The following is a 20581-nucleotide window of genomic DNA, read 5'->3' on the forward strand; positions in this document are numbered from 1 at the left end:
CGGTGGACCCCGGCACGAGGCCGGGGTGACGATGGGTGGGGTTCACACCAGCCCGCTCACCGCCTTCGTCCCCTTGCTCAGCGGGAACAGCGCCGCCATCGCGCGCGCCGGCTCGACCCCGAAATGGCCCGCCACCGCGCCGGCGATGAAAGCATCGAGCTGCAGCGTCGGCCTCAAATCGCGCCCCTCGAACAGCGCCGCCGCTTGCAGCCCCGGCCAGTCCGCCAGCACCCGCCCGCCGCGCACCGCGCCGCCGAGCAGCATCGCCGAACTGCCCGTGCCGTGATCGGTCCCGCCGGTCCCGTTGACCGCGACGGTGCGCCCGAATTCGGTCGCGACGAGCACCATCGTGTCGCTCCACAATGGCCCCAGCCCCGCCTGCAGCGCGCCGATCATCCCGTCGAGCCCCTTCAACTGCGCGCCCAACCGCTGACGCTGCTGCGTATGCGTATCCCAACCGCCGGTCTCGATCATCGCGATCCGCGCGCCATTGGCGGGCGCGAGCAGCCGCGCGGCCAGCGCGCCCGTCGCCACCGCATTGGCCCCGCCACCCGCGGCGAGATCACTGGTCAATTGCCGCGTGCTCATCGCCTCGCTCCACAGGCCGTGGAGCTGGCTGTCACCCTGATAGAGCATCGCCACGCGCTGCATCAAATCGTCCGACGCCTGCGGCAGGTTCGAGGGCGCATAGGACGAGACGTCGATCTTGCCGCGGAGCGCAAGCGGCACCGTCGCCGACACCGCGATCGCCTTGGCCTGGGTCGGCGGCAGTACGCCGAGCAGCCGGTTGAGCCAGCCGTCCTTGACCTGATAGGCGTTCAAACCCCCGCTCTCGAGCACGTTCTGCCCGTCGAAATGCGAGCGATCGCGATACGGCGAGGCGACGGCATGCGCGAACAGCGCCTGCTTCTGGCCGTACAGGCCGTGGAGCGCCACCATGCTCGGGTGCAGCGCGAACATGCCGTCGAGCCTGGGCGCACTCGCAAAATCCGCCGCCAGATCGCCGCGCGCGCCGGCAAAGGCGGGGTCGCCGACCGGCGCGACGATCCCCATCCCATCGGCCGCGCCGCGCTGGATGATGAAGATGAAGCGCTTGTCGGTTTCGGCCTTGGCGAAGGCCATCCGCGGCGAGAGCGCGAGCACGAGCGCACCCATCGCGCCGGCACCGATAAAGGAACGTCGATCGTACATGATCTATCTCCGCATGAATTCGGGCGCGACCAGCAGCAAGGCAAGCGCCTGCGCCGGACTCTCGCAATTGGCGAGCGCCGTGGTGGTGCCGGGGCTCACCGCGCCGGGGAGGATCCTGGGGGCGAGCGTGCGGGCGTCGGTCACCGCAGCGCGCGAGGCGAAGCGCTCGGCCGCCTCGACGCGGCGCAGCACCGCGTCGGGTCCGGCCCAGCTGCCGGCGATATCGTCATACCCGATCGGCTGCCCGGGCTTCCAAGTCGGCTGGCCGAGCTGGTTGAGCAACCCGACCATTGCCTGTGGATCGGCGGTCTTGACGTTCAGCGCGCGCATCGAGGAGATCGTCCACTCCCACGGCGTCTTGAACTTGAGCGGTTGCTCGACCCAGGCCTCGGGCGAGGCGATCAGCGCGCGGTACACCGTCGGCAGATCGCCGCCCGATTTGAGGAACGCCGCCTGCAACCGCGCGACCATCGCCGGCGGCGGGGTGTCGCCGGCGAAATGGCGTGCGAGCTTGGTCGCGATGTGGCTCGCGGTGGCGGGTGAAAGCGCCACGTCGGCGAGCACCGCACTCGCCTGCTCGACTCCGCCTGCGGGATAGGTCTTCCCCATCACCATGCGGTCGCCTGGCTCGTGCAGCGGCGCGGCAAAGACGAAATCGCCCGGCAGACCGTCGGTCCCGGCGGCGCGTGCGCCCGGCCCCTGCCCGATCCCGGCGACGGTCCAGCCGGTCATCGCGCGCGCGAATTCGGTGACGTCGGCCTGACTGTAGCCGGTGCGCACGCCAAGCGTATGCAGCTCGAGGATCTCACGCGCGAGATTTTCGTTGAGCCCGACCTTGCGATTGCCGCGCGCGGCGATCTTCTGCCCGAGCGGCGAATTGGGGCCGACCGACACCGCCTGGTCGAGATAGAGCAGCATCGCGGGATGTTGTTCGACCGCCATCAACATGTCGTGGAACGAGCCCAGCACATGCGGCCGGATCGCCTCGAACTCGAGCGTGCCGGCCAGGCCGACAACCTGCAATTTGTCGGCCGACACCGCGAAATGGTTCGCCCAGAAATGGACGAGTCGCTCGACGAACGGCGTATCGGTGATCAACGCCTGCGTGGTGCGCGCGCCGACCGCGCCGGCATAATCCTCACGACCGGTCCGCGCGGCGAACTGGCGGGCCTGCTTCATTGCATCGTCGCGCACCGGCTTGGCGGGCGCAGTGACCATCGGCGGCGCCATCCCCGGCGGCTGGACCGATTGCGCGCCCATTTGCAGACCAGCCGGTGCCGACCCGGCCATCGGTGCGACCGCGGCAGCAGGTGGGCCCGCTCGGCCACCCTGCTGCATCCGCAAGGCGCGCTGCTGGCGGAAATAGTCGGCGAGTCCCGCCGAGACCGCAGCGCTGCTCGCCGCCGCCGCGATCGCGTCGGGATGCGGATCATAGCGCGCGAACTGCCCGGTCAGCCAGGCGACCGGGTCGGCCGGAACCGGCTGGTCGCCGCGCGCGCCCAAACCAAAGCGGTTCAGCGCGATGCTTGCCTTTGTCATGATCGCGTCCTTCTTTGCGTCGTGAGTCCGTATGGACACGACCTGTCGCAAAATTATCCCCGGTTACGTCCGACGCGTTCGTTTCGTGCAACTGGTCGCGCGTTCTTTGCGCTTGGGCATATGCTGCAGTGCAATATGATAGCGCCATCAGCACAATCCATCTTCGGGGAGAGGATGCGGGATCGGCCTTCGAAATTCGAAAGGAAGATCATGCTCAAGACCATCTTCGCCGCAACGGCCATCCTCGCTGCTTCGGTTTCGCCTGCGCTTGCCAAGGACTCGACCAGCCACACCTTCACGCGCGATGGCGAGACCTACACCTACAAGACGATCGACAAGGGCGACCATGTCCTGATCAGCGGCCGCCGCCAGTCGGGCAGCGCGTTCGAGCTCAACGTGCGCGGCGATCAGGTGACCGGCGTTTCGGGTGGCGTGCCCGTCTCCTTCTCGGTTCCCAACGCACAGACCAAGCTCACCTCGACGGCGCTCGCACTGCGCTAAGCCGCTCGGCCGGGCGTGTCGCAGGGTCGACACGCCCGGACTATAGCATCGAAGTGGTTCAGAACCCTTCGGGCAGGTCGATCGGCCCGACCACCTCGCGATAGCGCGAGACGGCATAATGGTCGGTCATCCCGGCGATGAAGTCGGCGATGTGGCGGCTGCGCCACGGCTCGTCGGCCGGCACCCGCTCTGCCCAATCCGCTGGCATCAAGCCCGGATCGGCGCGATAGGCGCCGAACAACCCCGTCACGATCCCCTCCGCCGCGCGCGCCGCCGCCATCTGGCGCGGGTGGTGGTAGAGGTTGGCGTACATGAAGCGTTTCAGCACGCGCTCGTCCTCGCGCATTTCAGGCGAGAAACCGACCAGGCAGCGCCCCGCCGCGCGCACATCGGCGCTATCGCCGATCCCGACCAGGCGCGTCCGCGTCTCCGCGATCAGATCGTTGACCATCGCGCCGATCTGCGAGCGGATCAGCTCGCCGACCAGCCGCGCCGGCGCGACATCGGCAAAGCGCGCACGCACCGCATCCCACCCACGCGCGATCAACGGAACGCTGAGCAATTGGTCGAGCGTCAGCAACCCCGCGCGCAGCCCATCGTCGATGTCGTGATTGTCATAGGCGATGTCGTCGGCGATCGCCGCGACCTGCGCCTCGAGGCTCGACCAGCCGCGCAGATCGAGCGGGAACGCCGCATCGCATTCCGCTAGCGCCCAGCGTGGCTTCTTGACCGGCCCGTTATGCTTGGCCAGCCCCTCGAGCGTCTCCCAGGTCAGGTTGAGCCCGTTCCAACGCGGATACGGGCTGTCGATCGTCATCAGCGCGCGCAACGTATTGCCGTTATGATCGAACCCGCCCTGCCCGGCGAGCGCCGCCTCAAGCGCATCCTCGCCAGCGTGGCCAAACGGCGGGTGGCCGATATCGTGCGCGAGCGACAGCGCCTCGGTCAGATCCTCGTTGAGGCCGAGCGTGCGCGCGATCGTCCGTGCGATCTGCGCGACCTCCAAGCTGTGCGTCAATCGGACGCGAAAATGGTCGCCGTCGGGCGCCATGAACACCTGCGTCTTGTGGCGCAGCCGGCGAAAGCTGATCGAGTGGATGATGCGGTCGCGGTCGCGCTGGAAGGCGTCGCGCGGGCCCCGCACAGAATCGGGCGCGCTCCCCTTTTGTTCTTCATGGAGGCGACCGCGGCTGCGCTCCGGGTGAGAGGCCCAGGGCGCAAGCTGCGTCATAACGGTCGGTATTCCATCGATCGAAGGGTCATTTGCCGCCGAGCTTGGTGATCTTCTGGCCGGCATCGCTGACGAAGACAAAGCCCGACTGGCCGTCCTTGGCGATCTTGTTGACGAACGCCTGCGCCTCGTCCTCGGTCTTGAACGGGCCCGTCAGGATGCGGTTGGTCGCGCGCAGCGGGGTGGTCCAGCCGCCGCGGCCGGCGAGCTGCTTGTTGCCGGAGCGCAGCTTCGACCATTGCTTGGGCAGGTCGTTCTCGTTTGCGCCGCCCGCCACCTGGACCCAGACGCGCGACGGTTCGAGCAGCTTGGGATCGTTCTTGCGCTTTTCCTCGGCGGCCTTCTTGGCATCCGCGATCTTCTTGTCGGCGACCGCCTTCTTCGCGTCGGCAATCTTCTTGTCGGCCGCCGCCTTCTTGGTGTCGGCGAGCTTCTTGTCCGCCGCGACCTTCTTCGCCTCGGCGAGCGCGGCTTGGTCGGCTGCCTTCTTGTCCGCGAGCTTCTTTTCGGCGGCCAGCTTCTTCTCGGCCGCAAGCGCGTCGGCGCGCGTCGTATCGGCGAGCGGGGCGGACGCGCGCGCGCGCTCGATCGGCGTGGGCGCGACGCCCGGCTGTGGCTCGGCCTGCTGTTCGGTGGCGGGCACCTTGATGTCGGAGATAATCGCCGCGAGGATCGTATCTTCGCTGCGCACCGGTGTCGCGGTGACGGGGGTGGGCGTGATGGGTGTCGGCGTGATCGGCGCAGCGGCCAACGGCGTCGGCGTCACCGGCGTTGCGACCACGGGCGCCGGCGTCGCGGAGACGACGGTCGAGCTTTCCGCCGCCGCGGCGAGTGTGCCGACGGACGGCGGTGTCGGCGTTTGCGCCGCCACGCTCGGACTGGTCGCACCGGCGCTTGGCGGCGCGACTGCCGCGCCCGGCGGCGTCGTCACCGGCGCAACGCCGAGCTGGCTGGTGAGCGGCACGGCGCTGCGATTGCCGAACGGCAACGGCGTATTCGAGGCAGCGAGCACCACCGGCGACGCGGTCGCGCCCGAGGGCGGCGTTACGGCTGCAGAACCGCTCGGCTGGGGCGTCGATGCCGCAAGCGCGGTTCCCGGCGGAGTCGGATATTGGACCGAGGGCGAAGCCGGAACCGCTGCGAACTGACCCGACCGCGCGGGCGTGGACACACTCGGCGCAGGCACGGCGGTCGAGCGCGCCGCCGCAAGGTTCGCCGCCTGCGCGCTCGTCATCGGCGCGCGCTGGACATAACGCGGCGCGGGCAGCGCTTGCCCGTACGGCGCCGACGGAAGCGGCTGGACATAGGGTGTGACAGGCGCGCGCTGCGGCTGCGCATAAGGCGAAGTCGCGGCGGACGTCCCCGGCACACGCTGGACGTAGGTCACGCCTGACGTGCCACCCGGCATGTTCGCGGCCAGCGCGACGCGCGACCCGAGCGCGCCATAAGCGGGCGGCGCCGGCAACGGCTGTGGCGGCGGGGTCGTGGCGGCCGCGATCTCGACCTTCCCGCGGTTTCGGCGCGCTTCCTTGGCACGCCGGCGAGCCTCGCGCGCGTCGATCACGACGGGCGCCGCGACCACCGCCGCCACCTGCACCGGCGCGGTCGGATCGGGACCGAGCGCCGCGAGCGGCGGGACGAGCCGTGCGTCGTTGACGCGGTCGATGCTCGGCCGCACCTCGCCGAAATGCACCGCGAAGGCACGGTCGGCGGGGCGCAGATTGGGGAGAATGTCGAAGAACGGCTGCAGCCCCTGCGCCATCCCGGCCGGCATCATGCTCGTCGCGATCTTCTCGGCGCCGGCCTTGTCGCCGCCCATCGCGAGGATGAAGGCGCGTGCGCGCCACGCGCCGCGGTCGCTCTTGCGGAGCAACGGGTCGATCTGCGTAAGCGCGAGCTCGCGCTTGCCCGAAATGCCGAGCGACAGCGCATAGCGTCGCTGCGTCTCGTCATTGGCGGCGGTGCGCAAGGCGAGGCGGTAATCGCGCTGTGCACGGTCCTGTTCGCCGACAAGATCGTAAGCGAGGCCGCGATCGGCCGCAAAACTGCGCGGATCGCCGCCGAGCCGTTCGGCCTCGGCGAAGTGGCGCAGCGCGTCGCCCGGGCGCTCGGCCGAGACGAGCAGGCTCCCCTCGCCCGCCTTGACGCGCGCATTGCGCGGATCGATCCGTTCGGCCCGCGCGAAGAAGGCGGCAGCGGCGGTATCGTCGTCGAGTTTGAGCGCGAGCTCACCCGCGCGGATCAGCGCCTGCAAATCCTGTGGATTGGCGGCGAGCAGCCGGATCTGGCTCGCCAGCAGATCGGCGTCGGACAGCGGCTGCACCGTATAAGGCGACGGCGCACCGGCATAAGGCGAGGGCGTGTAGGGCGAAGGATAGCTGGTCTGCGCGCTCGCGGCGGCGGCCAGCGTCAGCGCGGATACAGAGACGGTGAGACGAACGGCGCGCATGATCAGTCCTAAAGCGGTTTATGGCGCAAGCGGCAAGCGACCGCCCGGCCGCGCTGCGACCAATCGACACACAGTGACGGCGAGCGGCCCATCGATGCCGCTCGCCGTGATCCGCCAGGGATCGTTACTGGTTGTTCTGCCGATGCAGGAAGCGCGGGATATCGAGCGGATCCTTGTCGGCGGCCGGCTCTTCGTCGCGTGCGGCGCCGCGCGAGACGCTCGACATGCGCTCGAACAGCGTGCCGCCGAGCTTGACGCGCGGTGCGGGTGCGACCGGCTCTGGGGCAGCCGTTGGGGCGGCGGGCGCTTCCTCGGCGACGGGCGCACCCGGCGACAGCCAGCGGCGGCGTGTGGGCGCCTCGGCCGGGGTGTCGTCGGCTGCCGGCGCCGACGGTGCGGGCGCCGTATCGTCGAAGGTCTTCACCGGTGCGGGCGCGGGCGCGGCTGCCTCGGGGGCGACAACGGTCTCGCTGCCGAGCACGAGTTCGTCTTCCTCGGCGGCGACCGGCTCGGGCGCGGGCTCGCTTGCCGGCGCGGCATCGGCCGGAGCCTCGGTCTTCTTGGTGCCCGAGAAGCTGAACGCGCGCGACACCGGGGGCGCCACGGGAACGGGACGGGTTTCAGCCTCTATACCGGTGGCGACCACCGAGACGCGGATCTTGCCCTCGAGATCGGGATTGAACGCCGAACCCCAGATGATGTTGGCGTCTTCATCGACCAGCTCGCGGATGTGATTCGCGGCTTCGTCGACTTCGAGCAGGCGCATGTCGTCGCCACCGGTAATCGACACGATGACGCCCTTGGCGCCCTTCATGCTGACGCCGTCGAGCAGCGGATTGGCGATCGCCTTCGACGCCGCTTCGATCGCGCGATTGTCGCCCTCGGCCTCGCCGGTGCCCATCATCGCCTTACCCATTTCCTGCATCACCGAGCGAACGTCGGCGAAATCGAGGTTGATGAGGCCGGGCATGACCATCAGATCGGTGATCCCGCGAACGCCCTGCTGCAGGACTTCGTCGGCCATCTGGAACGCTTCCTTGAAGGTCGTGTTCGCATTGGCGACGAGGAACAGATTCTGGTTGGGGATGACGATCAGCGTATCGACATATTTCTGCAGCTCCTCGATGCCCGCCTCGGCGCTCTTGGCGCGACGCGTGCCCTCGAAGGCGAACGGCTTGGTGACGACGCCGACCGTCAGGATGCCCATATCCCGCGCCGCCTTGGCGATGACCGGCGCCGCACCCGTGCCGGTGCCGCCGCCCATGCCCGCGGCGATGAAGCACATGTGCGAGCCTTCGAGCATCTTGGTGACCTGCTCGATCGTCTCCTCGGCGGCAGCGCGCCCGATCTCGGGGCGCGACCCGGCGCCGAGCCCTTGCGTGATCTTCGCACCGAGCTGGATCTTGTGGCTCGCGGTCGACTGCTTGAGCGCCTGCGAGTCGGTGTTGGCGACGAGGAACTCGACGCCCTGCACATCGGCACGCATCATGTTCGCGATCGCGTTGCCGCCTGCGCCGCCGACGCCGATTACGGCGATGCGCGGCGTGAGCTCATCGACTTCTGGCGGCAAAAATTCGATGCTCATGTCCGGTCTCCAAACGGCGCCCACACCCCGGCGCGAAACTAATATAGGTGTATTCTTGCACCATCGCTCGCGGTCGTTCCAGAGCGAACCGCACAATCGAGTAGCAAATCTTTAATAATTCGCGCGGGCCGCCGCCATCAAGCGTCGGAACAGCGCAAAACCTTTCGGGCGATGCACCAGTTGCTGCTTGCCCGACAGGGCGCGCAGATCGACCGGATCGGCCGCGGCGTAGAAAGCGAGGCCGGCGAGCGTCGCGAAGGCCGGCCCGGCATGCGCCTCGGGCAGAGCGGTCAGCCCGCGCGGGCGGCCGATCCGTACCGAACGACCGAGCGCCTGCTGCGCATAATCGGCGATGCCCTTCAATTCGGCGCCGCCGCCGGTCAGCACGACCTGGCGCCCGACAGGCCCTTCGAACTTGAGCTCGGTCAGCGCCTTGCCGACTTCGCCGATCAGATGGTCGAGCCGCTGGCGGATCACCGAGATGAGCTGCGCCTTGGTGATGCGCGTGCCGTCATGCGCATCGTCCTCGGCCGAGATCGGCGCGACGTCGATCATCTCGTGATTGTCGCGCGGGGACGCATTGGCCGAGCCGTGGACGCACTTCATCCGCTCGGCCTGCGCACGGCGCGTGCCGAACGCCGAGGCGATGTCGTCGGTGATATCCTGCGCGCCGATCGGGATCGACATCAGTCCGACGAGCATCCCGCCGGCGAACAGCGAGACGTTGGTGATCCCTGCGCCCAGTTCGACCAGCGCGACACCGAGTTCGCGCTCCTCGTCGGACAGGCACGCCATGCCGGTCGCGACCGGCGAAGCGATGATCGACTTCACCTCAAGATGCGCATTCGCGACGCACAGCCCGAGGTTGCGCACCGGCGAGCCGTCGGCGGCGACGACATGGATGTGGACGCCGAGCCGATCGGCATGGAGCCCGAGCGGCCGCTTGACGCCGGTGAGGCCGTCGAGCGTGTAGAGCGCGGGCTGCGCATGGAGCACCATCCGCCCCGCCGGATCGATCGAATCCCGCCCCGCCTGCAACAGCGCATCGATATCGGACTGTTCGACGCGGTGGCCGCCCAGCTCGAACTCGATCGAGGCGACGTCGGACACGAGCCCACCGGCCGAGAAGCTGACCCACACGTTCTCGATATTGGTGCCCGCGATCCGCTCGGCCTGCTCGACCGCCTCGCGCACCGCGACTTCGGTCGCCGCGGCATCGGCGATATAGCCGCGCTTTACGCCACGGCTCTCGCGCTGGCCGGTGCCGAGCACGATCAACTCGCCGCCGTCACCCTTCTGCGCGATCATCGCCGACACCTTGGACGACCCGATGTCGAGCGCGGTGATGAGGCCTTCCGGTGCTGTCTTCGCCATCTGCTTGTCCCCTGTTCCGCCCGCTTACGCTATACCTGGCCTGCTGGCCCCGATTGTTTCGCTTCGATCACGCGCGATTTTGCCGCGGGCGTCGCCTGGCCCGTCACCGGAGTCCCGGCCGGCGTCGTCGCCGAGGGATCGGTGATCGCCTTGTTATCGACCAACCCCGGCTTTCGTGCGACGAGCCGCGTCGGATCGCGCATGTCGAAGCCGAGCCACCCCTTGCCGAGCAGCGGCTTGACTCCGTCGAGCTGCGCGAACCGGACCAGCGCCTTGCCCGCTGCGGTATCGCCCTCGGGCAACGCCAGCGTCTCGCCGCTCTCGAAGGTCAGCGTCCAGCGGCGATTGCCGACCCAGGTCGCCGCCTTGACCTGCCCGCGCAGCGCCGGCGCGACGTCGAGCAATTGCCGATACGCCGGCTCCTGCTCATTGGCATGCGCGCCGATCACCAGCGGCAGATCGGGCATCGCCTCGGGATTGACCGGTTCGAGCCAGGTGCCGTTCGCCGAGATCAGCGCGAGCTGGCCCTTGTTCTGCCAGATCGCGCTCGGCGTGCGCTCGATGACATTGACCATCAGCGTATCGGGCAGGCGGCGCGAGACATGCGCGTCCTCGATCCAGCCGCTATGCGCGAGCAGATCCTGACGGATCTTCTCGAGGCTGACGAGCGGCATCGCCATCGACGGCTGGTTCGCCGCGATCTTGTAGATGACGTTATGGTCCATCCGCTTGAGACCGGTGATCTGGATGTTGGTGACGCGGAAACCGGCATCGCCGATCCCCTCGCCGATCGCGCTGCCGATCGCCGCGGGAACGCCGAGATAGGTCGCCGCGCCGAGCAGCGCCGCGCCGACCGCACCCATGATCGACCAGGTCGCGATCTTGTGGAGCGTGGCTTCGCTGACCGGCAGCATCGCGATCAACTTGTCGATCGTCGACGCCTTGGGCGGCTTGCGCCGCTTGGGCTGGACCGGGCGACGCGCGGTGCCGCGCTTGATCGTGCCGCTGGTCATGGCGCTTTTTCTTTCAGCGCTTCATCGACGATCGCCTGGACGAGCTGCGGATAGGAGATGCCGCAATGCCGCGCCTGCTCGGGCACCAGGCTGAGCGGCGTCATCCCCGGCTGGGTGTTGACCTCGAGCAGGAACAGCCCGTCGACCCCGGCCTCGTCGTCCCAGCGGAAATCGGAGCGCGAAGCGCCCTTGCAGCCGAGCAGGCGATGCGCGTCGAGCGCGATCTGCTTGCAGGCGGCGGTGATCTCGTCGGGGATCGCGGCGGGGAAGATGTGCTCGGTCTTGCCGTCGGTGTATTTCGATTCGTAATCGTACCAGCCGCTCAGCGGCTTGAGTTCGGTCACGCCGAGCGCGGTTTCGCCGAGCACTGCAGTCGTGAGTTCGCGGCCGCGGATATACGGCTCGGCGAGCAGGTCTTCGAACTCGGTCCACGGGCCGGGCGTGCTGCGCGCGATCGGGTTGCCGTAATTGCCCTCGGCGGTGACGATCGCCACGCCGACCGACGAGCCTTCGTTGACGGGCTTGAGCACATAGGGACGCGGCAGCGGGTCGCCGTCGAACAGCGTCTCCGACTTGACGATCCGGCCGCCCGGCATCGGGATACCCGCGGGGACGAGCAGCAGCTTGGTCAGCTGCTTGTCGATCGCGATCACCGAGGTGGCGAGCCCCGAATGCGTATAGGTCAGCCCCATCAGGTCGAGCATGCCCTGCACCGAGCCGTCCTCGCCGGGTGTCCCGTGGAGCGCGTTGAACACGACATCGGGCTTGGCCTCGGCGAGCTTCGCCGCAACGTCATGCCCCATATCGATCCGCGTCACGCGGTGACCAAGCGATTCGAGCGCCTCGGCGACGCCGGCGCCCGACATCAGCGACACTTCGCGCTCGGCCGACCAGCCGCCCATAAGGACTGCGACGTGGAGGACGTTGCTCACAGCCCGTCGCCCCGGCGCAGGCCGGGGCCGCGCTGCGATGACAGGGTACGCCCGAAACCGAGCGGCCCCGGCCTGCGCCGGGGCGACGAGAGAGTTCCGTTCACTGCGCTTCACCCACCCGCTGAATTTCCCACTCGAGCGTCACCCCGGACTGCGCCTTTACGCGCGCGATGACGTCCTCGCCCAAGGCCTCGATATCGGCGCTCGTCGCCGCGCCGAGGTTGAGCAGGAAGTTGCAATGCTTCTCGCTGACCTGCGCATCGCCGCGCCGCAGGCCCCGGCAGCCGGCCGCATCGATCAGCGCCCAGGCCTTGTGGCCTTCCGGATTCTTGAAGGTCGAGCCGCCGGTCTTCGAGCGCAACGGCTGCGACGCCTCGCGCTCGGCGGCGATGCGGTCCATCTCGGCCTGGATGACTGCCGGTTCTTCGGGATGGCCGCGGAAGGTCGCGCTCACCACGACAGCGCCCGCGGGCAGCGTCGAGTGGCGATAGGTGTAGCCGAGCGCCTCGACCGCGAGCGTCTGCTGCTCGCCCGAGCGCAAGACGATCTCGCATTCGACGAGCACGTCCTTGGTCTCGCGCCCGTACGCGCCGCCATTCATCCGCACGAAACCGCCGACCGTGCCGGGGATAGACCGCAGGAACTCGACGCCGCCAATGCCGGCGTCGCGCGCGCTCGACGAAACGAGGATCCCGCTCGCGCCGCCGCCGCAGCGGAGCGTCGTAGCGTCGAGCGTCTCGACCTTGGCGAAGGGCTTGCCGAGGCGGATCACCACGCCGGGCACGCCGCCGTCGCGGACGATCATGTTCGAGCCGAGGCCGAGCGGGAGGACGGGTATGCTCGGGTCGAGCGCAGCGAGGAAGGCGCTGAGGTCGGCCACGTCCTTGGGTTCGAACAGCCACTGTGCGGCGCCGCCGGATTTGAACCAGACGAGCGGGGCGAGCGGCGCGGATGCGGTCACGCGACCTTCTATTCCCCTCCCGCTTGCGGGAGGGGCTAGGGGAGGGAATGACCTGGAAGCTTGGGCGACGCCTGAAGAAGGCCCTCCCCCAGCCCCTCCCGCAAGCGGGAGGGGGGAAGAAGAAGCGCGTACGTTCATCGCGCAGCCTCGATACCGGCGGCCAGTCCAGCCGCCCACTTCGTGATATCCCCGGCCCCCAGACACACCACCATATCCCCCGGCTGCACCACCTTCGCCAGCGCACCCGCAAGCTCTTCCGGCCCAGCAATCGTCGCCGCCGACCGATGCCCCCGCCGCTTCAGCCCCTCGACCAGAGCCTCGGCATCGACACCCTCGACCGGTGCCTCACCCGCCGCATAGACCGGCGCCACGAACACCATATCGGCATCGTTGAACGCGCCTTGGAACTCCTCCATCAAATCGCCGAGCCGCGAGAAACGATGCGGCTGCACCACCGCGATCACGCGGTTCTCGACACCCTCGCGCGCTGCCGACAGCACCGCGCGGATCTCGACCGGGTGATGCCCGTAATCGTCGATGATCGTGACGGTGCCGGTCTCGCCGACCCGCACTTCACCAACTTTCGTGAAACGCCGCTTCACGCCGCCGAACTTGGCAAACCCCTGCTGGATCGTCGAATCGTCGATCCCCAGCTCGAGCGCGACGCCGATCGCGGCGAGCGCGTTCTGGACGTTGTGGCGCCCCGGCATCGGCATCTCGATCCCCTCGATCGAACGGCTCGTCCCGTCGCGATGCCGGACGATCACCTCGAAGCGGTTGCCCCCGGGGATCGGTGTCACGTTCACGCCGCGCACGTCGGACTGCGCCGAAAAGCCATAGGTCACGACGCGCCGGTCGCGGACGCGCGGGATGATGTTCTGCACCTCGGGATGATCAAGGCAGAGCAAGGCCGCGCCATAGAAGGGCACGTTCTCGACGAACTCGACGAACGCATCCTTAACCGCGTCGAACGAGCCATAGTGATCGAGATGCTCGGGATCGATATTGGTGACGACCGCGATCGTCCCGTCGAGCCGCAGGAAGCTGCCGTCGCTTTCGTCGGCCTCGACCACCATCCAGTCGCTCGCGCCCAATCGCGCGTTCGAACCGTAGGAGTTGATGATCCCGCCATTGATCACCGTCGGGTCGACCCCGCCCGCATCGAGCAACGCCGCGACCATCGAGGTCGTCGTCGTCTTGCCGTGCGTTCCAGCGACCGCGACGGTCGATTTCAGCCGCATCAGCTCGGCGAGCATCTCCGCGCGCCGCACCACCGGGATGCGCCGTTCGAGCGCCGCCTCGACTTCCGGGTTGCCGCGCTTGATCGCGGTCGACGTGACGATCACCGCGGCATCGCCGAGATTGTCGGCGTGGTGCCCGATCAGCACCTTGATCCCCTTGGCGCGCAGGCCTTCGACGACATAGCCCTCGGCCACGTCGGAGCCCTGCACCGCATAGCCGAGGTTCTTCATCACCTCGGCAATGCCCGACATGCCGATGCCGCCGATGCCGACGAAGTGGATCGTCCCGATATCGGTTGCGACGCCCCTCATGCGAAAGCTGCCTTCACGGGTTGAGGCTTGCCGATCGGCATGTCGCCGAGCGGATCGGCGAGGCTCTCGACCAGATTGGCGAGGTCGCGCACGGCGTCGGGCCGCCCGCACGCGCGCGCACGGCCGGCAGCGTTCTGCAGCGCCTCGGGGTCGAGCCCGAGCTTCTGCATCTGCTTGGCGAGTTCGACCGGCGTGAAGTGGCGCTGGTCGATCGTCCGCCCGCCGCCCGCCTGCGTCATCTCGCGCGCATTGGCAGTCTGATGGTCGTCGGTCGCCGACGGCAGTGGGACCAAGATCGCCGGTCGCCCGGCACAGGTCAGTTCGGCGAGCGTCGAAGCACCGGCACGCGCGATCACGAGATGCGCCCAGGCAAGCTGTTCGGGCATGTCGGGCAGATAGGTGGCAAGGTCAGCGGCAATCGACAGCTCGGCATATTTGGCGCGGCAGGCTTCGATATCCTCGATCCGCGCCTGGTGGGTGACTTGCAACCGCCGCCGGAAGGCGACGGGCAACATCGAAAGGCCGTCGGGGACGACTTGGCTAAGGACGCTCGCGCCCTGGCTGCCGCCGGTGACGAGGACGCGGAAGATGCCGTCCTCCTCGAGCAGCGGATAGGGCTTCGAGCGCAAGGCGAGCACCGCGTCGCGCACCGGATTGCCGACGAGATGCGTCTTCGCCTGCAGCTTCGGCGCGAGCCGCGCGACTTCGGCGTAGGATGTGGCGATCGCATCGACCTTGCCCGCGACGAGCCGGTTGACGCGGCCGAGCACGGCATTCTGCTCGTGCACCGCGGTCGGGATACCCTGGTTGAACGCACCGAGCAGCGCCGGCAGCGCGGGGTAACCGCCGAAGCCGATCACCGCATCGGGGCGGAAGCTCTTGTACAGCTCGATCGCCATCGCGCGGCCGTTGAGCATCGCGCGCGCCGCCTTCAGGTAACCGATCGGCCCGCCGGTGAGGCGCCCGGCGGGGAGGATATGCGTCTGGATCCCCTCGAACAGCCCGGGAAAGCGCACGCCGCGCTCATCGCTGACGAGCGCGACATAATGCCCGCGCTGGATCAGCTCGGCCGCCAGCGCCGCGGCCGGGACCATGTGCCCGCCGGTGCCGCCTGCTGCCAATACGAAATGCTTTGCCGTCATATGCCGCTCCGATGCGCGATATATTTGGATCGCGTAACGAACGGATTGCGCCGGGTAAACGCCAGCAGCAACCCCATCCCGATCGACAGCGCGACCAAGGACGACCCGCCATAGCTGATGAAGGGCAGCGTCATGCCCTTCGACGGTGCCAGTCCGGTGTTGACCGCCATCGAAATGAGCGCCTGGACGCCGAACTGCGTCGCGAGACCCGCTGCCGCGAACAAACGGAATTCATCCTGCTCGTCGAGCAGCTTGACGAATACGCGCACGACGATCGCGAGGAACAGCATCGCGATGATGACGCACGCGATCAGCCCGAATTCCTCGCCGATCACCGAGAAGATGTAGTCGGTATGCCCCTCGGGCAGCCGAAACTTCATCGCGCCGCCCCCCGGCCCCGTCCCGCGCCAGCCGCCCGCGGTGATCGTGTCGTGCGCGGCATTGGTCTGGAAATGGTCGGCCGCGCCGATGCCCTCGGCATCGGGAAACAGGAACGCGTTGATCCGCGCGCGCGCCGTTCCGTAGAACATATACGCCGCGCCGAGCCCCACCGGCACCGCCGCGATCAGCCCGCCGATCACCTTGGGCGACGTGCCCGAGATCATCAGCAACGCCATCCACACCGCGCAGAAAACGACGGTCTGCCCGAAATCGGGTTGGAGCATCAGCAGCAGCGCGACGAGCGCGGTCATCCCGCCGGTGATCGTCACCACTGGGAGCGCCTCGTCCTGCGCGCGCATCGACAGCACCCAGGCGGCGGTGACGATGAAGAAGGGCTTGAGAAACTCGGACGGCTGGAGCAGCGACACGCCGAGATTGAGCCAGCGCGTCGCGCCGTTCTTCTGTACGCCGATCACCGGCACCAGCATCAGCAAGACGAGACACGCGACCGTCCCGATCAGTGCCATCCGCCGCGCGACGGGCACCGGCAACATGGAGACGACGAGCAGCACAGGTAGCGACACGCCAACCCAGGCGAGCTGCCACCACAGATAGAAAAGCGGCGGGACGATATGCTTGCCGTCCGAATAGCGCGTCGCGGCGGCAGGCGACGCCGCACCGACCGCAACCAGCCCGACCGCGACGAGCAGCAGCGTCAGCAGCAGCAGCATCCGGTCGATGTCCCAGAACCACATGCCGAGCGCCGAGCGATCACCACGACCGCCGCGATGCTTCATGCCCTTCCACAGTTTGGGCGGCGGGGTCCGCTGCTCGTTCATGCCAGCGCCTCGACGATGCGGCGGAACTGGTCGCCACGATCTTCGAAATCGCGGAACTGGTCGAACGAGGCGCAGGCCGGCGAGAGCAAGACGGTATCGCCCGGCTGCGCGTTGGCCGCGGCCTGCGTGACGGCGGTGGCGAGATCGCCGCTCACCGTCACCGGAAGCTTGCCGTCGAGGATCGCGGCGAAGGGCTTGGCAGCGTCGCCGATCGTATAGGCGTGGACGACATGCCCGAAGGACGGCGCGCAGGCATCGAGATCGTCCGACTTGGCCTTCCCGCCGAGGATCCAGTGGATCCGCGGGAACGCGGCGAGCGCGGGCGCGGTCGATTCGGGGTTGGTCGCCTTGCTGTCGTTGACGAAGGCCACGCCGTTCCTGACGGCAACACGCTCCATGCGGTGCGGCAGGCCGGCAAAGCTTTCGAGCCCGCGGTCGATCATCGCCTCGGGCACGCCGAGCGCCTGGGCGACCGCGATCGCGGCGAGCGCGTTCTGCGCATTGTGCGGGCCCTGGAGACTCGGCCAGCGCGACTGGTCCATGCACACGCCGGGCGCGATCTTGGTGAGATGCTCGCCACGCGCCGACAGGCTTCGCGCGATCAGCGCGGAGGGGGTGTCGCCGATGCCGATCACCGCAGCGTGCGTCTTGGATTGCATCGCAAACAGCCGGGCCTTGGAGGCGGCATAGCCTTCGAACCCGTCATAACGGTCGAGATGGTCGGGCGTGAGGTTGAGCAGCACCGCGACATCGCAGTCGAGGCTGAAGGTCAGATCGATCTGATAGCTCGACAGTTCGAGCACATAGACGCCACCCTCTGGGAGAGGGGCCTGTTCGAGGATCGGCAGGCCGATATTGCCGCCCATCAGGCTGGGCACGCCTGCGGTCTGCAGGATGTGGTGGACGAGCGCAGTGGTGGTCGACTTGCCGTTGGTGCCGGTTATGCCGACGACCTTGTGCGCGGGGAGGCTGCTGCGCGCCTGTGCGAAAAGTTCGATGTCGCCAATGATCGGGATGCCTGCGGCGCGCGCCTTGGCGGCGACCGGGTGCCGGTTGAGCGGCACGCCGGGCGAAACGACCAGCGCGTCGAACCCGGCGAGGTCGATCTCGAGCGGATCGGACAATACCAAATCCTTCCCCGCTTCAGCGGGGGAGGTGGCGAGCGCAGCGAGACGGAGGGGGTTGGGGCTGGGTGCAGCCTCGAGCGTCGCTCCCCCTCCACCATTCGCTGAATGCTCATGGTCCCCCTCCCCCGGTTCCCGGGGGAGGATTTGGTCGCGCTTCGCCGGATCCGAATCCCACGCAACGACCCGCGCCCCGCCCGCCAACAACGCGCGCACGGACGCCGCGCCCGAGCGTGCAAGCCCCAGCACAGCGAAGCTCTTGCCGCGCCAGAGGGGCGAGACGATCACCGGAGTTTCAACGTCGAGAGCCCCGCCAGCGCGAGCACCAGCGCGATGATCCAGAACCGGATCACGACGGTCGGCTCGCTCCAGCCGAGCTGTTCGAAATGATGGTGGATCGGCGCCATCTTGAATACGCGTTTTCCCGTGCGCTTGTAGAAGAACACCTGGATGATGACCGACATCGCCTCGACGACGAACAGCCCGCCGATGATGCCGAGCACGATCTCGTGATGCGCCACGACCGAAATTGCGCCGAGCGCACCGCCGAGCGCAAGGCTCCCGGTATCGCCCATGAAGACCGCCGCGGGCGGCGCGTTGAACCACAAGAAGGCCAGCCCCGCCCCGACGATCGCGCCGCAGAAGATCGCGAGATCGCCGGCATGTGGCACGTGCGGAATGCCGAGATAATGCGCGAAATCGGCGCGCCCGACGAGGTAGACAATCGCCATGAACGCAACGCTGGCGATGATCACCGGCATCGTCGCGAGGCCATCGAGCCCGTCGGTGAGGTTCACCGCATTGCCGAACGCCACGATCGTGAACGCCGCGAACACGACGTAGAAATAGCCGAGGTCGATCACGGATCCGGTGTAGAACGGCAAATACAGGTGCGTGCCGTTCTGGTGGACGATCAGCATCGCCGCGATCCCGGCAATGACGAATTCGCCGATCAGCCGCATTCGGCTCGAGACGCCCGCGGTGCTCGCCTTGCGGACCTTGTCATAGTCATCAAGGAACCCGATCGCGCCGAACCCGAGCGTCACGAAGGTGCACGCCCAGACATACGGGCTCGACAGATCCATCCACAACAGGATCGAGGCGACCATCGAGGTCAGGATCATCAGCCCGCCCATCGTCGGCGTGCCGCGTTTGGCGAGATGCGATTGCGGGCCATCCGACCGGATCGGCTGCCCCTTGCCCTGGCGCAGCCGCAGCCAGCCGATGAAACGCGGGCCGATCAGCAGGCCGAGGAACAGCGACGTCGCGACCGCGGCGCCGGTGCGAAAGCTCTGATAGCGGATCAGGTTGAGCAGCCCGGGGAAGCCCAGATAGTCGGCGATGAAATAGAGCATTACAGTGTCCCGCTGCGCAGGGTGTCCGGTATCCTGCTTCGCAGGTCGGCGACGATTGCCGAAAGCCCCACGCCGTTCGATCCCTTGATGAGTACCGCATCGCCCGGCGCCAGCATCTGGGTCAGCTTGGCGCGCGCCGCGGCGGCGTCGGCGACATGGACGAAATCGCCCTTCCCCTCAAGCGCGTTCACAAGCGGCGCCATCGCTTCACCGACCAGAATGCCCGCTTCGACGCCAGCGGCGAGAATTGGTTCGACCAGCGCGGCGTGATAGCCGTCGGAGCGCTCGCCCAATTCCCGCATCTCGCCGAGGACGACGATCTTGCGGTCGGCGCGCTCCGCGCCGAGCACGGCGAGCGTCGCGCGCATCGACGACGGGTTGGCGTTGTAGCTTTCGTCGATGATCAGCGCATCGCCGTCGCCGACGGGCAGCGTGAAGCGTGCCCCGCGCCCAACGAGCCCGCCGAGTTCGGCGAGCGCGAGCCCAGCGGCCGCCAGATCGCCGCCAACCGCATCGACCGCGGCGAGCACAGCTAGGCTGTTCGACACCCAATGCTGCCCCGGCTGGCTGATCGTGAAGCTCAGCTCGCGCTCGCCCACCACCGCGGTGACGAAGGTCGCGCCACTCGCCAGCCGCATCGATTCGATCGCGCGAACGTCGGCGCCCTTGTCGAGACCGAACGTCACGGTCCGCGCGGCGTGCGGCGCGGCGGCGGCGATCAGCCGGTCGCGGTGCGGGCTGTCATATGGCACGATCGCGACGCCGCCGGGTTCGAGCCCGGCGAAGATCTCGCCCTTGGCGTCGGCGATCGCGGCTTCGTCGCGGAAGAAGGCGGTGTGCGCCGGGGCGATCGTGGTGACGATCGCGACGTGGGGGCGCACGAGCTGCGTCAGCTGCGCCAGTTCGCCGGCATGGTTCATGCCCATTTCGAACACGCCGAAACGCGTCTGCGCGGGCATCCGCGACAGGCTGAGCGGCACGCCGGTATGGTTGTTGTAGCTCTTGACCGAGCGATGGGCCTGCCCACGCGCACCGCGATCGAGCGCTGCGAAGAGGGCTTCCTTGGTACCGGTCTTGCCGACCGAGCCGGTGACGCCGATGATTTTCGCGTCCGTGCGGGCGCGGGAGGCTCGGGCGAGCGCGTCGAGCGCTGCCGTGGTGTCGGAGACGAGGACGTGCGGGTGCTCGACCGGGTGCGAGACGATCGCGCCGGCTGCGCCTTGCGCGAAGGCTTGCGACAGGAAGCGGTGGCCGTCGGTCGCCTCGCCGGTCAGCGCGATGAACAGGTCGCCCGGGCCGACTTCGCGTGAGTCGAAGGTGACGCCGGTGGTGGTAAAGGGTGTCGATGCCGTGCCGCCGGTGGCGACGGCGATGTCGGCGGAGGTCCAGAGGCTCGCGCTCACGACTCCCC

At 68.2% G+C, this 20581-nt stretch carries 16 protein-coding genes; 1 reads left to right on the forward strand and 15 read right to left on the reverse strand.

What is annotated here, in order from left to right; genetic code table 11:
• Positions 1 to 42: 42 nt before the first annotated feature.
• On the reverse strand, positions 43 to 1191 hold the full coding sequence (locus EAH76_RS10410; protein ID WP_140850121.1) for a DUF1501 domain-containing protein: 1149 nt from the start codon (positions 1189 to 1191) through the stop codon (positions 43 to 45).
• Between the two features lie 3 nt (positions 1192 to 1194).
• Positions 1195 to 2730: a DUF1800 domain-containing protein gene (locus tag EAH76_RS10415; protein WP_140850122.1), complete on the reverse strand. Its 1536-nt coding sequence runs from the start codon at positions 2728 to 2730 to the stop codon at positions 1195 to 1197.
• 210 nt (positions 2731 to 2940) lie between these two features.
• Between EAH76_RS10415 and EAH76_RS10420 the strand changes: the two genes are divergently transcribed.
• Positions 2941 to 3231: a hypothetical protein gene (locus EAH76_RS10420; protein ID WP_140850123.1), complete on the forward strand. Its 291-nt coding sequence runs from the start codon at positions 2941 to 2943 to the stop codon at positions 3229 to 3231.
• Positions 3232 to 3289: 58 nt separating this feature from the next.
• Here the strand turns inward: EAH76_RS10420 and EAH76_RS10425 are convergent, their stop codons facing one another.
• The 13 genes from EAH76_RS10425 to EAH76_RS10490 form a co-directional block, all read right to left on the reverse strand.
• Positions 3290 to 4462 (reverse strand): deoxyguanosinetriphosphate triphosphohydrolase, encoded by a 1173-nt coding sequence (locus EAH76_RS10425; protein ID WP_140850124.1) that lies wholly within the window; start codon positions 4460 to 4462, stop codon positions 3290 to 3292.
• 28 nt (positions 4463 to 4490) lie between these two features.
• A complete protein-coding gene (locus EAH76_RS10430; RefSeq protein WP_140850125.1) occupies positions 4491 to 6911 on the reverse strand; it encodes an SPOR domain-containing protein in 2421 nt (806 codons plus the stop codon).
• A 124-nt stretch (positions 6912 to 7035) separates the two neighbouring features.
• Positions 7036 to 8496, reverse strand: a complete 1461-nt coding sequence (gene ftsZ, locus EAH76_RS10435) for a cell division protein FtsZ (protein WP_140850126.1) — start codon at positions 8494 to 8496, stop codon at positions 7036 to 7038.
• Between the two features lie 111 nt (positions 8497 to 8607).
• Positions 8608 to 9870, reverse strand: coding sequence for a cell division protein FtsA (ftsA, locus tag EAH76_RS10440; protein WP_140850127.1), 1263 nt, complete (start codon positions 9868 to 9870; stop codon positions 8608 to 8610).
• A 29-nt stretch (positions 9871 to 9899) separates the two neighbouring features.
• A complete protein-coding gene (locus EAH76_RS10445; RefSeq protein ID WP_140850128.1) occupies positions 9900 to 10883 on the reverse strand; it encodes a cell division protein FtsQ/DivIB in 984 nt (327 codons plus the stop codon).
• Positions 10880 to 11785, reverse strand: coding sequence for a D-alanine--D-alanine ligase (locus EAH76_RS10450; RefSeq protein WP_241659665.1), 906 nt, complete (start codon positions 11783 to 11785; stop codon positions 10880 to 10882). Before EAH76_RS10450 ends, EAH76_RS10445 begins: the two co-directional genes overlap by 4 nt.
• Before the next feature lie 130 nt (positions 11786 to 11915).
• Positions 11916 to 12776 (reverse strand): UDP-N-acetylmuramate dehydrogenase, encoded by an 861-nt coding sequence (murB, locus tag EAH76_RS10455; protein ID WP_431357981.1) that lies wholly within the window; start codon positions 12774 to 12776, stop codon positions 11916 to 11918.
• Between the two features lie 134 nt (positions 12777 to 12910).
• Positions 12911 to 14329 carry a UDP-N-acetylmuramate--L-alanine ligase gene (gene murC / locus EAH76_RS10460; protein WP_140850131.1) on the reverse strand — a complete coding sequence of 473 codons (1419 nt, stop codon included), beginning with the start codon at positions 14327 to 14329 and terminating at the stop codon, positions 12911 to 12913.
• Positions 14326 to 15471: an undecaprenyldiphospho-muramoylpentapeptide beta-N-acetylglucosaminyltransferase gene (gene murG / locus EAH76_RS10465; protein WP_140850132.1), complete on the reverse strand. Its 1146-nt coding sequence runs from the start codon at positions 15469 to 15471 to the stop codon at positions 14326 to 14328. The genes murC and murG overlap by 4 nt, the downstream gene beginning before the upstream one ends.
• Positions 15468 to 16691 (reverse strand): FtsW/RodA/SpoVE family cell cycle protein, encoded by a 1224-nt coding sequence (locus EAH76_RS10470; protein WP_140850133.1) that lies wholly within the window; start codon positions 16689 to 16691, stop codon positions 15468 to 15470. The genes murG and EAH76_RS10470 overlap by 4 nt, the downstream gene beginning before the upstream one ends.
• On the reverse strand, positions 16688 to 18103 hold the full coding sequence (murD, locus tag EAH76_RS10475; protein ID WP_241659625.1) for a UDP-N-acetylmuramoyl-L-alanine--D-glutamate ligase: 1416 nt from the start codon (positions 18101 to 18103) through the stop codon (positions 16688 to 16690). Before murD ends, EAH76_RS10470 begins: the two co-directional genes overlap by 4 nt.
• The gene (gene mraY / locus EAH76_RS10485) at positions 18100 to 19170 is read right to left on the reverse strand and encodes a phospho-N-acetylmuramoyl-pentapeptide-transferase (RefSeq protein WP_133190014.1); all 1071 of its coding nucleotides are present in this window, start codon (positions 19168 to 19170) and stop codon (positions 18100 to 18102) included. The genes murD and mraY overlap by 4 nt, the downstream gene beginning before the upstream one ends.
• The gene (locus EAH76_RS10490) at positions 19170 to 20573 is read right to left on the reverse strand and encodes a UDP-N-acetylmuramoyl-tripeptide--D-alanyl-D-alanine ligase (protein WP_140850134.1); all 1404 of its coding nucleotides are present in this window, start codon (positions 20571 to 20573) and stop codon (positions 19170 to 19172) included. The genes mraY and EAH76_RS10490 overlap by 1 nt, the downstream gene beginning before the upstream one ends.
• Positions 20574 to 20581 lie beyond the last annotated feature (8 nt).

This window comes from Sphingomonas glacialis (assembly GCF_006439055.1).
In the GTDB taxonomy this organism is placed as follows: Bacteria; Pseudomonadota; Alphaproteobacteria; order Sphingomonadales; family Sphingomonadaceae; genus Sphingomonas; species Sphingomonas glacialis_A.

Coding starts and splice junctions, on each gene's coding strand:
- EAH76_RS10410 (WP_140850121.1), bottom strand. CDS start 1,191: ATGTACGATCGACGTTCCTTTATCGGTGCCGGCGCGATGGGTGCGCTC.
- EAH76_RS10415 (WP_140850122.1), bottom strand. CDS start 2,730: ATGACAAAGGCAAGCATCGCGCTGAACCGCTTTGGTTTGGGCGCGCGC.
- EAH76_RS10420 (WP_140850123.1), top strand. CDS start 2,941: ATGCTCAAGACCATCTTCGCCGCAACGGCCATCCTCGCTGCTTCGGTT.
- EAH76_RS10425 (WP_140850124.1), bottom strand. CDS start 4,462: ATGACGCAGCTTGCGCCCTGGGCCTCTCACCCGGAGCGCAGCCGCGGT.
- EAH76_RS10430 (WP_140850125.1), bottom strand. CDS start 6,911: ATGCGCGCCGTTCGTCTCACCGTCTCTGTATCCGCGCTGACGCTGGCC.
- ftsZ (WP_140850126.1), bottom strand. CDS start 8,496: ATGAGCATCGAATTTTTGCCGCCAGAAGTCGATGAGCTCACGCCGCGC.
- ftsA (WP_140850127.1), bottom strand. CDS start 9,870: ATGGCGAAGACAGCACCGGAAGGCCTCATCACCGCGCTCGACATCGGG.
- EAH76_RS10445 (WP_140850128.1), bottom strand. CDS start 10,883: ATGACCAGCGGCACGATCAAGCGCGGCACCGCGCGTCGCCCGGTCCAG.
- EAH76_RS10450 (WP_241659665.1), bottom strand. CDS start 11,785: ATGGGCGGCTGGTCGGCCGAGCGCGAAGTGTCGCTGATGTCGGGCGCC.
- murC (WP_140850131.1), bottom strand. CDS start 14,329: ATGAGGGGCGTCGCAACCGATATCGGGACGATCCACTTCGTCGGCATC.
- murG (WP_140850132.1), bottom strand. CDS start 15,471: ATGACGGCAAAGCATTTCGTATTGGCAGCAGGCGGCACCGGCGGGCAC.
- EAH76_RS10470 (WP_140850133.1), bottom strand. CDS start 16,691: ATGAACGAGCAGCGGACCCCGCCGCCCAAACTGTGGAAGGGCATGAAG.
- mraY (WP_133190014.1), bottom strand. CDS start 19,170: ATGCTCTATTTCATCGCCGACTATCTGGGCTTCCCCGGGCTGCTCAAC.